Origin of the sequence: Rhodopseudomonas palustris (assembly GCF_003226555.1) — a bacterium.
In the GTDB taxonomy this organism is placed as follows: Bacteria; Pseudomonadota; Alphaproteobacteria; order Rhizobiales; family Xanthobacteraceae; genus Rhodopseudomonas; species Rhodopseudomonas palustris_I.
In genome coordinates, this window is sequence record NZ_QKQS01000023.1 from 125,246 (window position 1) to 138,605 (window position 13,360).

Below are 13,360 nucleotides of genomic sequence, written 5' to 3' on the forward strand. Positions count from 1 at the left end.
ATCGGCGGCGTTTCAACTCGTCGCCGCGCGTCGTCTTCCGAAAATGCAGCCCCGCTATGCGACGCTACGAACTTGCTCATCATGACGACTACGCAATCGGCAGATCGATCCGAAACGCGGCGCCGCGCTCGCGGCCGATCAGCTCGATCTTGCCGCCGAGCGTCGAGACCACAAGGTTGAAGGCGATGTGCAGGCCGAGGCCGATGCTGCCGCCGTCGCGCTTGGTCGTGAAGAACGGATCGAAGATCCGTTCGGCGACTTCGTCCGGGATGCCGACGCCGTCGTCCGCCAGCGTGATCCGAACCCGGTCCGGCGCGATCCGCGCGGCCTCGACGTGCAGCACGCCCTCGGCGTCGCCCGGGTAAGCGTGGATCGCGGAATTGAAGGCGAGGATGCCGAGCACCTGACCGAGCGCACCTGGGCGGCTGATCAACGTGATCCCCTCCGGCACGTTCAGCTCGACCGTGAGGCCGCGGCGCGACAGCAGCGGCCTCAGCTTTTCGAAGCTGGCGGACAGCCATCCGCGCAGCTCGAAAGCCTCTCGTTGCTCGTTGGCCTGATCGACCGCCACCTGCTTGAAGGCGTGGATCATCTCGGAGGCGCGCAGCAGGTTCTGCTGCGTCATTTGCAGCCCTTCGTCGAGCCGGCCGATGCCGCGGGTCAGATCGGAGCGACGCACCGCGCCGCCTTCCAGCGCGCGGGCAAGGCCGCGGACGTCGGCCTGCATCGCGCTCGAGGTCGTCAGCGCCAGCCCGATCGGCGTGCTGACCTCGTGGCCAACGCCGGCGACGAGTTGTCCCAGCGCCGCGAGTTTTTCAGCCTGCACCAGATGCGCCTGGGTGGCGCGTAGCTCACGCAACGAGGCTTCCGACCGCGCGGTCTCGCGCTGCAGCGCCTCGGTCGTCGCAAACTGCCGGCGCGCCCGATGTTCGCGGGCGCCGACCGCGTACAGCGACAGAAGATATGAATTGCCGATCAGGAAATGGTTGATGAAGCCGAGCCCGGGCGACATTTCCGGCGCCAACCGCTCGGCGAAAGCGAAGGCGAGCCAAGTGGTCACGCAGAAGATCAGCAGCGAGCCGATCCGCAGCGGCAGCATGGTCGAGACGAACAGGATGACGATGATCATCCCGGCGGACGCGTAGGTGAAGCCGGACGGCAGCACCAGATATACCGACGGCAGCACGCAGCCCGGAATCACGCAGTAGAGCAGCAGGATGGTCTCGGCCCAGCGCCGCACCGCCCCGAGCAGCAGCGTCAGCGGCAACAGCACCAACACCGCCGTGCCGCCCCGGATCCCCAGCGTGATCGGCACGACCTCAGGGTACAGCATCCAGTCCCAGAAGGTGTAGCCCGCATAGGTCAGCGCGCCGAGCAGCATCGCCGCCTGGGTCCAGCCGATCTGGGACCGGACGTAGCTGTCGACAAAGCGGCGCTCTTCCGCTGGATCGTCGAAGCGCAGCCCGGCGGTCTTCAACAGATCGTGGAGCCACTGACGGCGCGGCGCCGCCGCGGTCGCGGCGGGGAGCGACGCAGCACGGCTGTCGGATCGTTCGCTCGATGACATCAAGGATGCACAACGGAACCGCCGTCCACCGACGGCACACGGCGACCCGCGCGAAGCCGCCAAACATCACGCTCCGCGCGCTCGTCTCAGCGGTATCATCCTGCACAAGGCCAATGCAAGCAAACGGACCGGTGGAGGGCTGTGCGGGGGGAGCCGAGGCTTAAAGGGGAGATGGTGCCCAGGGGCGGGATCGAACCACCGACACTGCGATTTTCAGTCGCATGCTCTACCAACTGAGCTACCTGGGCGTCGTCCGCCCGGTTCGAAACCGGGGGAGCGCCGGGTTATAGTCAGACACGGCGGCCCTGTCCACCCGTCGGGACGGTCTTTTGCCGGGGAAAAATTCACCGGATCGTCGCACAGCCGCCGCCCGGAATTCCGGCTCAGTCCTCTTCGTCGTCGGCGGGCCGGCCGGGAATGGCGTAGGAGCCGGACAGCCAGCGATTGAGGTCGACGTCGCGGCAGCGCTCGCTGCAGAACGGGCGCGATTCGGCGGTCGCCGGCTTGCCGCACACCGGGCAGGGTTTGGCGCCGCGCTGTTTCGGCTGTGCCGGTTCAGCCGGCATTGAGCCAGCCCTGGCGGATCGGGAAGCCCTCGCCGCCCAGCAGCGAGATCGTCTCGTACAGCGGCAGCCCGACCACATTGGTGTAGGAGCCGACCAGCTTGACCACGAACGAGCCGGCGATGCCCTGCACCGCATAACCGCCGGCCTTGCCGCGCCATTCCCCGGAATCGACGTAGCCGGAGATGTCGTCCTCGGTCAGGCGCTTGAACCGCACCCGGGTCTCGACCAGACGCTGGCGAAACCCCTCCTTCGGCGTGACTAGGCAGACCGCGGTGTAGACGCGGTGATTGCGGCCCGACAGCAGCCGGAGGCATTGCGCGGCTTCGTCGGTCAGTTCGGCCTTCGGCAGGATGCGGCGGCCGACCGCTACCACGGTGTCGGCGGTGAGCAGATAGGAGCCGCGCAGATCGTCGTCGAGCTGGATCGACTGCAGCGCCGCATCGGCCTTGGCCCGGGCCAGTCGGTTGGCGCAGGCACGCGGCAGCTCGCCACGGATCGGCGTTTCGTCGACATCCGCCGGCCGCAGCGCGTCGGGCTCGATGCCGGCTTGGTTGAGCAGCGCGAGCCGTCGCGGCGAGCCGGAGGCGAGAACGAGTTTGGGACGGCCGAGCATGCGGAACTTTTGATTCGGGCGGGTGGCGGGAGAGCGCGCGGAACCTATCGGAAGGCGCGTGCCGGGACAACAGCCGCCCGGCACAGAATAGGACACTCAACGCGTCGGCCAGTTCCAGGACGGACGTTCGTCGTCGCGGACCAGCGTCTCGCTGAGCTCTTTCTCCAGCACGATCTCGCGGCTGTCGGCCTGCCGGCGCAGCGCCGACACCAACCCGTCGGCATGCGACACCACAACGATCTGCGAGCGTATCGCGGCTGCGGCGATCAGCCGGGCCAGCGGCGGCAGCAGATCCGGGTGCAGGCTGGCCTCAGGCTCGTTGAGAATCATCAACTCGGGCGGCCGCGGCGACAGCAGCGCGGCGACCAGCAGCAAATAGCGCAGCGTGCCGTCCGACAATTCCGCGGTCTTCAGCGGACGCAGCAGGCCGTACTGCTGCATCGCCAGCTCGAAATAGCCGTCGGCCTCCGACACCTCGAGGCTGGCGCGCGGAAACGCATCATCGATCGTGGCTGCCAGCGCCTCGCGGTCGCCGATCTCCAGAATAGTCTGGATCGCGGCGGCGAGATCGGCGCCGTCGCCGCCAAGCACCGGCGTATGGGTGCCGATCTGCGGCCGGCGCGCCGGCGCGTCGCGATCGGTGCGCAGTTGGTCGTAGAACCGCCAGTCCCGCATCCGGTCGCGCAGCAGCAACAGTTCCAGCGCCTCGCGTGGATCGGCGCCGTGGGTCATCATGCTGTCGGAGGGGCTCAGCGACCGATACACCTCGCGCCACTGCCCGTCGTCGTCGCGCACCCGCACCAGCGGACCGCGCCGTTCGGCAAACGCATTGGCGCGGCCGAGCAGCTCGCCGGTCCACACGCTCTCGACCTTGATCTCCGGGTCGCGCCCGAACAGCGAGGTCGCATCCGGCAGCGGCAGCCCGAGATCGATCGCGTAGCCGTAATCGGGCCCGGCGAAGCCGAGCTTGAGCGCGACGCGATTGTTGCGTGTCGTGCCCTGCACCGGCTGCGCGCCGCGCTTCATCGTGCGCGACAGCGTCTCGGGCCCGGCCCACAGCGTCGACGGCAAGCCGCCCTCGGCAGCCAGCGATTGAATCACCCGCCCCTGCGCGATCTCGGCCAGCAGCCGCAACGCGCGATACAGGCTCGACTTCCCGGTGCCGTTGGCGCCAGTGACGACATTTAGCGGCCCGAGCGACAGCCGCACATTGCGCAGCGACCGGTAACCCGAGACAGCGAGGCGCGTGATCATTGCGATTCCCGAGGTGTCCTAACGCTTGATGGATAGCAGATGCGGAGCGAGCGGCCAAAGCATGGAGCGCCGCCCCGCGAAGTGGACGTCCTTCTCCTTGCATACTCGCACCGCTCCCCACGGAACGTCATTCCGGGGCGCTCGCGAACCCGGAACCTCGATGTGAAGGGGGCCGTGCTCCACCGCGCGGGATTCCGGGCTCGCGCCTGGCGGCGCGCCCCGGAATGACGAATGTGCGGAGGCGAGACTACTCAGTGCGCCGTATGAAGGCGTGCAAGACAAGTAGCGCTGTGCCGGAGAAGATCACGAGCAGCGCAACTACTCGTTCCCGCCGTTGTGTCTGCCGAAGCGTTTGTAGATGCGGTGCATCAGGGAGTCGGCGACTTCGCGGTAGGCCGCGAGCTTCTGCTCGCGGCTACCTTCGGCGCCGGTGGGGTCGAAGGTCGGCCAGTATTCGACGTCGATCGCATGGGTGCGGGTCAGCTCCAGCGCCTTGTGGTGCGCCTCCGGCGACAGCGTGACGATCAGATCGAAGTTCAGGCCCTCGTAATCGTCCAGCTCTTCGATGGTCATCGGCTTGTGCTTGGAGATGTCGAGGCCGCGCTCGGCCATCACCGCCACCGCGAACGGATCGAGCTCCTGGGTCTTCACTCCGGCGGAGCGCACATACATCGTGCGCGGCGCGATGCCGCGCAGCATCGCCTCGGCCATCGGCGAGCGCACGCTGTTCATGCCGCAGGCGAACAGCACCGCGTGCGGCAGGCCGGTCCGCGACGACGGCGTCATCGCAGCCATCCGCCGCTCGGCCCACGCCAGGTTGCCCCGCGCGCGCCGGGCATCGTCAGCCCTTCCAGTGCAGCACGGAGATCAGCGTGAACAGCCGCCGCGCAGTGTCGAAATCGATCCGCACCTTGCCGGCGAGCCGCTCCTGCAGCGTGCGTGAGCCTTCGTCGTGGATGCCGCGGCGGCCCATGTCGATGGCTTCGATCTTGTCGGGCGTGGCGGTACGGATCGCCTGATAGTAGCTGTCGCAGATCATGAAGTAGTCCTTCACGATGCGGCGGAACGGCGTCAGCGACAACAGATGCGTGATCACCGGCGAGCCGTCCTCGCGGCGGATGTCGAACATCAGCCGGTTGCCGGTGATGCCGATGTGCAGCGTGAACGGCCCCTCGCCCGCGCCCTCCGGCGCGAACAGATTCTTTTCGACCAGATCGTAGATCGCGATGGCGCGCTCGTGCTCGATGTCCGGTCCCGAGCGCCCGATCGATTCCTCGTCGAGCGTCACCGCGACGATGCGATTGTTGGAATCGTCTGGTTCCGGATTGCTCATCGCTGATTCAGACGCAGTCCCACCGATCGCGCATGCGCGTCCAAGCCTTCGGCCTTGCCGAGCGCCATCGCGGCCGGGCCGAGCGCGGCGAGCTGCTCGGGGCCGCATTTCAGGATCGAGGTCCGCTTCATGAAGTCGAGCACGCCGAGGCCGGACGAGAACCGCGCCGAACGCGCGGTCGGCAGAACGTGGTTGGAGCCGCCGACATAATCACCGATCGCTTCCGGCGTATGGCCGCCGAGGAAGATGGCGCCGGCGTTGCGGATCTTGGCGGCGAACGCTTCCGGATCGGCGGTCATGATCTCCAGATGCTCGGCCGCGATCGCATTGGCGAGCGGGACCGCATCCTCGAGCTTCGCCACCTTGATGATGGCGCCGAACTCGTCCCACGAGGCGCGCGCGATCTTGACCCGCGGCAGCGTGGTAAGCTGCGCCGCCACCGCGCGCTCGACATCCGCGGCCAGCACCGCGCTATCGGCAATCAGAATCGATTGCGCATTGGCGTCGTGCTCGGCCTGGGCCAACAGATCGGCGGCGATCCAGTCCGGGTTGGCGGTCTTGTCGGCGACGACGACGACTTCCGACGGACCGGCGATCATATCGATGCCGACGCGGCCGAATACCAGCCGTTTGGCGGCGGCGACGTAAGCGTTGCCGGGGCCGACGATCTTGGCGACCGGCGCAATCGTCGCGGTGCCGTAGGCCAGCGCCGCCACCGCCTGAGCGCCACCGACGCGGTAGATTTCGGTGGCGCCGCCGAGCTTGGCGGCGGCCAACACCAGCGGATTGAGCGTGCCGCCGGGCGACGGCACCACCATCACCACGCGCTCGACACCGGCGACCTTGGCCGGAATCGCGTTCATCAGCACCGAGGACGGGTAGGCCGCGGTGCCGCCCGGCACGTACAGGCCGACCGCTTCGATCGGGCTCCAGCGCCAGCCGAGCTCGACGCCAAGCGGATCGGTGAAGCGATCGTCCTTCGGCAATTGCCGGCGATGGAAGAATTCGATGCGGTCGCGCGCCAGCTTCAGCGCCTCGATCGTCTCGGGATCGCAAGCCTTGACGGCGTCCTCGACCTCGGCCTCACCGACCCGCATCCCGGCGGCGTCCAGCGTCAGCCGGTCGAATTTCTCGGTCGCTTCCAACAACGCGGCATCACCGCGGCGCGCGACGTCGTCGACGATGGTGCGGGTGGCGGCCTCGATATCCGCCGCGACCTCCCGCTTCATCGCCAGAAAGGCTTTGAACTTGGACGCGAAATCGGACGTGGCGTTATCGAGACGAATGGGCATATCGATTTGATCCGGCAGGCGGCTGCGGCAGGCGGCCTCTGCTCAATGGCGCGGCGCCTTACCGCCGTCAACCCTCATAACCCGCGCGGTTTCGGCGGCCAATGCGGCGTCGGTCACAAGCTCAGCCGAGCCCGCCGAGATCGTCCGGCGGCGCACCGGCTTCGCCGATCGGGTCGGGACCGAGATCGGTCAGCGCGCATTCCAGACATTCGACGTCGAGCCGCAGCATGCCGCCACGGGAGAACATCAGCACCACGCTGCCGCCGGGCGGCTCCGCCGCGGCGTTGAATTCGAGGCCGATCAATTCCAGCGCCTCGGCTCTGGCGGTCATGTCGATCGCGCGCGACTTGCAGGCGAGCACCCGATCGAACCGCAGCGCCGCGATCAGGCGGCCGGGCACCGGTTCGCCCGACAGGGTCTGCTCCCAATCGAGCCGGTGCAGACCGATCACCAGCCGCTTCTCGGCCTGACGCCAGACGATGTCGCCGATCTCCACACGGGCGTCCTGGACGTGCGCAGAGATCACCGACAGGTCGTCAGGATCGAAAGCAAGCAGCTTGAGATCGCCCACGGCCAGCCCCTTCGCGGCATCAGCCGCTGATGCGCTCGATATTGGCGCCGCAGGCCGACAGCTTCTCTTCGAGCCGCTCGAAGCCGCGGTCGAGATGGTAGATGCGGTTGACCATGGTCTCGCCTTCGGCGGCGAGCGCGGCGATCACCAGCGACACCGAGGCGCGCAGGTCGGTCGCCATCACCGGCGCGCCGCGCAGCCGCTCGACGCCGTCGATGGTGGCGGTCTCGCCGTCGAGCGAGATCTTGGCGCCGAACCGCGCCAACTCCTGGACGTGCATGAAGCGGTTTTCGAAGATCGTCTCGGTGATGTGCGAGGCGCCCTTGGCGCGGGTCATCAGCGCCATCAACTGCGCCTGCAGATCGGTGGGGAAACCCGGGAACGGTGCGGTGGTCACGGTGACCGGGCTGATGCCGGCGCCGTTGCGCGCCACCTTGATGCCGTCGTTGTTGACCGTGATGGTCGCGCCGGCTGCGGTCAGGACGTCGAGCGCGGCTTGCAGCAGTTCGGGGCGAGCGCCCGAGAGCTGCACCTCGCCGCCGGCCATCGCCACCGCCATCGCGTAAGTACCGGTCTCGATCCGGTCCGGTAGCACGGTGTGGCGGGCGCCATGCAGCTTGGCGACGCCCTCGATAGTGATGCGGGGCGTGCCGGCGCCGGTAATCTTGGCGCCCATTTTCACCAGGCAGTCGGCGACGTCGACAATCTCCGGCTCGCAGGCCGCGTTGTCGATGACCGTGGTACCCTTGGCGAGCGTCGCCGCCATCAGCGCAACGTGGGTGCCGCTGACGGTAACCTTGGGGAATTCGATCTTGGCGCCCTTCAACCCACCCGGAGCCTTGGCGATCACATAGCCGCCGTCGATCGAGATCTCGGCGCCGAGCTTTTCCAGCGCCATGATCAGAAGATCGACCGGCCGGGTGCCGATCGCGCAGCCGCCCGGAAGCGACACCTTGGCCTCGTGCATGCGGGCGACCAACGGCGCGATCACCCAGAAGCTGGCGCGCATCTTCGACACCAGGTCATAGGGCGCGACGGTATCGACGATGGTCTTTGCCGAGATATGCAGGGTCTGGCCCTGATATTCGTGGTCGCCCGGACGCTTGCCGGCCGCCATGATATCGAGCCCGTGGTTGCCGAGGATCCGCTGCAGCAGCGCGACGTCGGCGAGCCGCGGCACATTGTCGAGAATCAGCGTCTCGTCGGTCAGCAGGGCCGCGATCATCAAGGGCAGCGCTGCGTTCTTGGCCCCCGAAATCGGGATAGTGCCCCGCAACTCGTTGCCGCCGATGATCTTGATGCGATCCATGCCGATTCCCGCTGATTTGCTGTGGAATTATACGGCACGAGCGCCGCCCATGGCAAAAGCGTGGAATTTGAGGCGATTTCAAGGGCTAGGCAGGAAACGCGGGCAGCAGCAGGCGGCGCGCTGCCGCCCGCGATCAAGACTTTGGGCTACCAGCCCTGGCCGTAGGTCCGGTAATCGCGGTGGCGCGGCTCGCGGAACGCGGCGCGCGGATTGATGATGCAGTCAGCCTGCCGGCCCGAGGCGGCGACACGGCACTGCCGGTAAGACGCATAGCTGCAATCGCCGGGGTAGCCGTAGCCCGGCGAGGCCAGACAGTAAGCCGAGGTGCGGGCCTCCGCCGGCGCGGCTGCGAGCAGACCGGCCGCAGCCACTGCCGACGCGAGTGCCATCGCGGCTAGCCGCGGCGTCGCGAAGCTGTTCAACATCGATCGCATTGCTGATTCCTCCTTGATCCATCGGGACAACCCCTCGTCGGGTTGGTCGTTCCGCCTTCGCAGATGGTTCGTGGCGTCCCAGGACACTGCAGCGCTGCGGCCGCACGACCCCCGATCACAATTTGCTACCGGATCGCGGGCGGAATTTATCGGCCGTCGCCGTACTATTTCGGAACGGGTCCGACAGCCGTCCGTTGAGGCGACATCGGTGCGATCGCACCATACACCCCGAGGAGGTTCCATGACATCCCGACTGACCCGACTGACCGGCGTTGCCGCTGCCGCGCTGCTGGCGACCACGATGGCCGCCGCCGCCCAGAGCCAGACCGATTCGCGCGGCAATGCGATGGGCTCGCAGAACGTCGGCAACGGCGCGCCGCATACCGGCACGATGGCCCCGGGCAACAAGATGGCGCCCGGCACCACCACCGGCATGGGCGGCAAGCGCATGAATGCGCCCAATCAGCAGGCGCCGTCTGCGAACCAGGGCGACGTCGGCACCCGCGGCACCACGAACACCACGGGTGCGCCGAGCGGCAGCGTCGGCCGCTGAGGAACGACCGATTGGACGACGAGAGCCCTGGCTTCGGCCGGGGCTTTTTTTTTGCGCAGAGCTTCAGCCGGCCAGATAGCTGTGCAGCGCCGCGACCACCTGAGCGCCCTCGCCGATCGCGCCGCCGACCCGCTTGACCGAGCCGGAGCGAACGTCGCCGACCGCGAACACACCCGGCACCGAGGTTTCCAGCGCCTGCGCCGGGCGCTGGCCTTCATCGGCCGAGGGCGCCCCGGTGATCACGAAGCCGGCGCGGTCGAGCGTGACGCCGCAGCCGTCGAGCCAGCCGGTCGCCGGATCGGCTCCCACGAACAGAAACAGGTTGCTGACCGCTATGGTGCAGTCCTCGCCCGACCGCCGGTTGCGCAGCGTTGCATGGGTCAGGCCGGTGTCGGCAGATCCGTCCAGCGCCACCACCTCGGTGTCGAACACCGGCTCGATGTTTGGCGTCGATTCGATCCGCTCGATCAGGTAGCGCGACATGCTGGCGGCCAGCCCGCCGGCGCGGACCACCATGTGGACCCGCGCGGCATGGCCCGACAGAAACACCGCGGCCTGCCCGGCCGAATTGCCGCCGCCGACCAGGATGACGTCCTGCTGCTTGCACAGCCGCGCTTCGATCGGCGAGGCCCAGTAATACACGCCGCGGCCTTCGAACTCGGCGAGCCGCTCGATCTCTGGCCGGCGATAGCGCGCGCCGCTGGCGACCACGATGGCGCGGGCGCGCAGCTCGCCGCCGTCGTCGAGCGTCAGCTTGAACGGGCCGTCGTCGCAGCCGCAGGCCAGCGCTTTCACCTCGGTCGGGATCAGGATGTCGGCGCCGAATTTCTGTGCCTGATTATAGGCGCGCGCGGTCAGCGCCATGCCAGAGATGCCGGTCGGAAAGCCGAGATAGTTCTCGATCCGGGCGCTGGCGCCGGCCTGGCCGCCGAACGCGCGCTGATCGCACACCGCCACGCTGAGCCCCTCGGACGCCGCATACACCGCGGTCGCCAGCCCCGCCGGGCCCGAGCCCACGATCGCGACATCGTACAGCTTGGAGCGGTCGACGTGGCCGTTCATCCGCATCGCGCGCGCCAGTTCGCCCTCGCTCGGATTGCGCAGCACGGTGCCGTCCGGCGTCACCACCAGCGGCAGATCGTGCGGGGCCGGCGAATAGCGCGCCACCAGCTCGGCGGCATCATGGTCGGTCGCCGGATCGAGCAGATGATGCGGCCAGCCGTTGCGGGTGAGGAAGCTCATCAGCCGCACCGCATCGTAGGCGTTGGCCGAGCCGATCAGCACCGGACCGCCGCTGCCGCCCTGGATCAGATTGACCCGGCGCAGGATCAGCGCCCGCATGATCCGCTCGCCGAGATCGGCCTCGGCGACCAGCAGGCCGCGCAGCCGGTCGGGGCGGATCAGCAGGCATTCGACCTCGCCCTCGGCGATGCCGTCGACCAGCGCGACGCGGCCGGACAATTGGCCGATCTCGGCCAGGAATTGGCCGGGGCCCTGCTCGGCCACCGGCGTGACGTGGCCGAGGCCGTCGTGCTGGGTGATCGCGACATGGCCGGACAGCACCACGAACATCCCCGGCCCCGGCTGCCCGGTCTCGAACAGATGCGCGCCGTCGGCATAGCGCCGCAGCTCCCCGAACCGGCGGATGCGCTCGATCTCGGCGGCGGTCAACACCGGAAAGGTCTGATCATGGCGGGGAACAGTGCTGCCGGCGGACGGCGCTTCCGGCCGGTCACCCACGGAGCTTGAATCCGCCATCTGATCCCTCGTTCGGTTGCCTTGCCGGACGTCAGTCTCCGCCAGGATCGCAGCGCCGGTCGGCGGTATCATGACCATCACGATCTAGCGCGTCTTGCACGTTCGCGGCAGGCCGCGCGGTATCCGGCTCAGCACGCCCCCGCGCCTGCGCCTTGCGGCGCTTCAGATTGGCGCGCAGCGCATCGGCGAGCCGCTGCTCGCGGCTGGAACGGGGCGGCGAATTGTCGATCTCGGCCATGCGAATTCCGCTGAACTCATGCAGTCCTCGTTCGACATAATGGTTTCGGCGTATTGCTGCGAGTGAGAGATTTCATCATGACGAACATTGCTTCGGCGCTGGCCCCAGGGGCGCAGCGGACCCTGGCCGTCTGGCACGAAGCGTTCGTCGGCCTGAATGGCGACCGGATGCGCGCGCTGATCGCCGACGATGTCGTGCTGCATTCGCCGATCGTGCAATCGCCGATCCACGGGCAGGACGGCACCGTCCTGGTGCTGACCACTGTGGCGGAGATTTTCCGCAGGTTCCAATATCGTCGGACCTATGTGGGCAGCCCGCTCGAAGCCGCGCTGGAATTCACCGCCGCGATCGACGGCTGGGAGCTGAAGGGCGTCGACCTGATGCGCTTCAACGAGGACGGCCGAATCGCCGAATTCGAGGTCATGATCCGCCCGCTGCGGGCGCTGTCGGCGCTCGGCGAGGAAATCGGCCGCCGAATCGGCCCGCGCCTGATGCAGATCAAGCGAACCGGCGCCTCCGGCCCGTTGACGAAGGACTCCTGAACCGCCGGCCGGGCGATCGGTCGCCGCGCGCTGCGACCCGCTCGCGCGTTTCCGCTGGTTTTTCCCGATCTTCCGGCGCGATACGCTTGCGCCGGCGGATGCCCTGTGGCAATGAACGGCCGCGCCGCGCGGGAGCCCACAGGCCGATTCCCCGCCCGGTCGATGCTGCCGTAGCTCAGTGGTAGAGCACTCCCTTGGTAAGGGAGAGGTCGTGAGTTCGATCCTCCCCGGCAGCACCATCACACATCTCGAAATATAGACTGAATCACAAGCGCTTACGGACGATCGAACGCGATCCGTTGGGCTTCAGTGCTGCCGCGAGCCATCATCGCGCCTTCCCACGCGTCCTGCGGGGGGCGCGTCGCCGTTAAGACGGATGTGGAAGGCTGGGCTCGGGCCGGCGGTACGACGACGTCGCCCGGCTGCGGCGCGAACAGCTGCCGCGCGTCGGAAGCGCGGGAGCTGTCGCATGGACTGCGCTGGTGAATACGCACGGCGCAGCGAGCTGATTTTGGCGCTACCCCAGGATGCTCAACGCTGCGCGGGGAGCCGCGCAGCGCACGTCTGCAAAGCCGTCAGCTGTAGAAGATGCCGCCATCGACGTTGAGCGCCTGGCCGGTGACGAACGCCGAATCGTCCGACGCGAAGAACGCGACCGGGCCGACGACGTCTTCCGGCTCGCCGAGACGGTGCAGGTCGGTGATCTTCTCGAAATACGTCACCCGCTCCGGATCGCGCAGATTGTTGCGGCCCATCTCGGTCTGGATGATGCCGGGGCAGACCGCGTTGACGGTGATGCCGTAGCCGCCGAACTCCATCGACGAGACGCGGGTGAAGCCGACCACGGCCGACTTCGACGCCGCATAGTGCGACTGGCCGGGGCCGCCGGTGCGCGCCGCCAGCGACGCGATGTTGACGATGCGGCCGTAGCGCCGCTCCTTCATGTGGACGACGACCGCCTGGGTCATCTGGAACACGCCGCGGACGTTGACCGCAAAGGTCTGATCCCAATGCTCCGGCGTGGTCTCGTCGATCATGGCGAGGCGCAGGATGCCGGCGTTGTTGACCAGCACATCGACATGGCCGAGCCCGGCGACGGCTTCGGTCACCGAGCGCTGGCAATCCTCGATCTTGCTGACGTCGGCAAGGATCGGAAGGCACTTGCGGCCGAGCTGCTTCACCTCCTCGACGGTCTCGCGCAGCACGCTGTCCTGTGCGGCGATGTCGGTGAGGGCGAGGTCGTAGCCGCGCTGGGCGAGGCCGAGCGCGATGGCGCGGCCGATGCCGCGGCTGGCTCCGGTGACGATGGCATGTCTGGTCATAGTTAGTC

General features: G+C 67.8%; 15 protein-coding genes and 2 tRNA genes. 3 read left to right on the forward strand and 14 right to left on the reverse strand.

The features are described from left to right. Window positions 1–88: 88 nt before the first annotated feature. From DNX69_RS13180 to DNX69_RS13230, 11 genes are all read right to left on the reverse strand, one after another. Window positions 89–1,567, reverse strand: a complete 1,479-nt coding sequence (locus DNX69_RS13180) for a sensor histidine kinase (protein WP_110786440.1) — start codon at window positions 1,565–1,567, stop codon at window positions 89–91. A 172-nt stretch (window positions 1,568–1,739) separates the two neighbouring features. Beyond that, window positions 1,740–1,815, reverse strand: a tRNA-Phe gene (locus DNX69_RS13185). Window positions 1,816–1,950: 135 nt separating this feature from the next. Continuing rightward, window positions 1,951–2,133 carry a DNA gyrase inhibitor YacG gene (gene yacG / locus DNX69_RS13190; protein ID WP_110786441.1) on the reverse strand — a complete coding sequence of 61 codons (183 nt, stop codon included), beginning with the start codon at window positions 2,131–2,133 and terminating at the stop codon, window positions 1,951–1,953. Then, a complete protein-coding gene (locus tag DNX69_RS13195) occupies window positions 2,123–2,746 on the reverse strand; it encodes a Maf-like protein (protein WP_110786442.1) in 624 nt (207 codons plus the stop codon). Before DNX69_RS13195 ends, yacG begins: the two co-directional genes overlap by 11 nt. A 96-nt stretch (window positions 2,747–2,842) precedes the next feature. Next, window positions 2,843–4,000, reverse strand: a complete 1,158-nt coding sequence (locus DNX69_RS13200) for an AAA family ATPase (RefSeq protein WP_110786443.1) — start codon at window positions 3,998–4,000, stop codon at window positions 2,843–2,845. 318 nt (window positions 4,001–4,318) lie between these two features. After that, the gene (locus tag DNX69_RS13205) at window positions 4,319–4,786 is read right to left on the reverse strand and encodes a low molecular weight phosphatase family protein (RefSeq protein WP_110787611.1); all 468 of its coding nucleotides are present in this window, start codon (window positions 4,784–4,786) and stop codon (window positions 4,319–4,321) included. A gap of 55 nt (window positions 4,787–4,841) precedes the next feature. Beyond that, window positions 4,842–5,333 (reverse strand): UPF0262 family protein, encoded by a 492-nt coding sequence (locus DNX69_RS13210; protein WP_110786444.1) that lies wholly within the window; start codon window positions 5,331–5,333, stop codon window positions 4,842–4,844. Continuing rightward, entirely contained in the window at window positions 5,330–6,625 is a 1,296-nt protein-coding gene (hisD, locus tag DNX69_RS13215; protein WP_110786445.1) for a histidinol dehydrogenase, read from the reverse strand. Before hisD ends, DNX69_RS13210 begins: the two co-directional genes overlap by 4 nt. A gap of 121 nt (window positions 6,626–6,746) precedes the next feature. After that, window positions 6,747–7,196: a DUF2948 family protein gene (locus DNX69_RS13220; RefSeq protein ID WP_110786446.1), complete on the reverse strand. Its 450-nt coding sequence runs from the start codon at window positions 7,194–7,196 to the stop codon at window positions 6,747–6,749. Window positions 7,197–7,215: 19 nt separating this feature from the next. Further along, window positions 7,216–8,505, reverse strand: coding sequence for a UDP-N-acetylglucosamine 1-carboxyvinyltransferase (gene murA, locus DNX69_RS13225; RefSeq protein ID WP_110786447.1), 1,290 nt, complete (start codon window positions 8,503–8,505; stop codon window positions 7,216–7,218). Between the two features lie 146 nt (window positions 8,506–8,651). After that, window positions 8,652–8,939, reverse strand: coding sequence for a DUF3551 domain-containing protein (locus DNX69_RS13230; protein ID WP_110786448.1), 288 nt, complete (start codon window positions 8,937–8,939; stop codon window positions 8,652–8,654). Between the two features lie 241 nt (window positions 8,940–9,180). On the opposite strand from DNX69_RS13230, the gene DNX69_RS13235 reads away from it, so the two are divergent. Next, the gene (locus DNX69_RS13235) at window positions 9,181–9,492 is read left to right on the forward strand and encodes a hypothetical protein (protein WP_110786449.1); all 312 of its coding nucleotides are present in this window, start codon (window positions 9,181–9,183) and stop codon (window positions 9,490–9,492) included. Window positions 9,493–9,555: 63 nt separating this feature from the next. Here DNX69_RS13235 and DNX69_RS13240 read toward each other — a convergent pair whose 3' ends face one another. Together DNX69_RS13240 and DNX69_RS13245 are read right to left on the reverse strand one after the other, a co-directional pair. Next, the gene (locus DNX69_RS13240; RefSeq protein ID WP_110786450.1) at window positions 9,556–11,250 is read right to left on the reverse strand and encodes an FAD-dependent oxidoreductase; all 1,695 of its coding nucleotides are present in this window, start codon (window positions 11,248–11,250) and stop codon (window positions 9,556–9,558) included. A 31-nt stretch (window positions 11,251–11,281) separates the two neighbouring features. Continuing rightward, on the reverse strand, window positions 11,282–11,488 hold the full coding sequence (locus tag DNX69_RS13245) for a hypothetical protein (RefSeq protein ID WP_110786451.1): 207 nt from the start codon (window positions 11,486–11,488) through the stop codon (window positions 11,282–11,284). Window positions 11,489–11,565: 77 nt separating this feature from the next. On the opposite strand from DNX69_RS13245, the gene DNX69_RS13250 reads away from it, so the two are divergent. Beyond that, a complete protein-coding gene (locus DNX69_RS13250) occupies window positions 11,566–12,030 on the forward strand; it encodes a nuclear transport factor 2 family protein (RefSeq protein WP_110786452.1) in 465 nt (154 codons plus the stop codon). A gap of 164 nt (window positions 12,031–12,194) precedes the next feature. Then, window positions 12,195–12,269, forward strand: a tRNA-Thr gene (locus DNX69_RS13255). A 336-nt stretch (window positions 12,270–12,605) separates the two neighbouring features. Here DNX69_RS13255 and DNX69_RS13260 read toward each other — a convergent pair. Next, the gene (locus tag DNX69_RS13260; RefSeq protein WP_110786453.1) at window positions 12,606–13,352 is read right to left on the reverse strand and encodes an SDR family NAD(P)-dependent oxidoreductase; all 747 of its coding nucleotides are present in this window, start codon (window positions 13,350–13,352) and stop codon (window positions 12,606–12,608) included. Window positions 13,353–13,360: the final 8 nt, after the last annotated feature.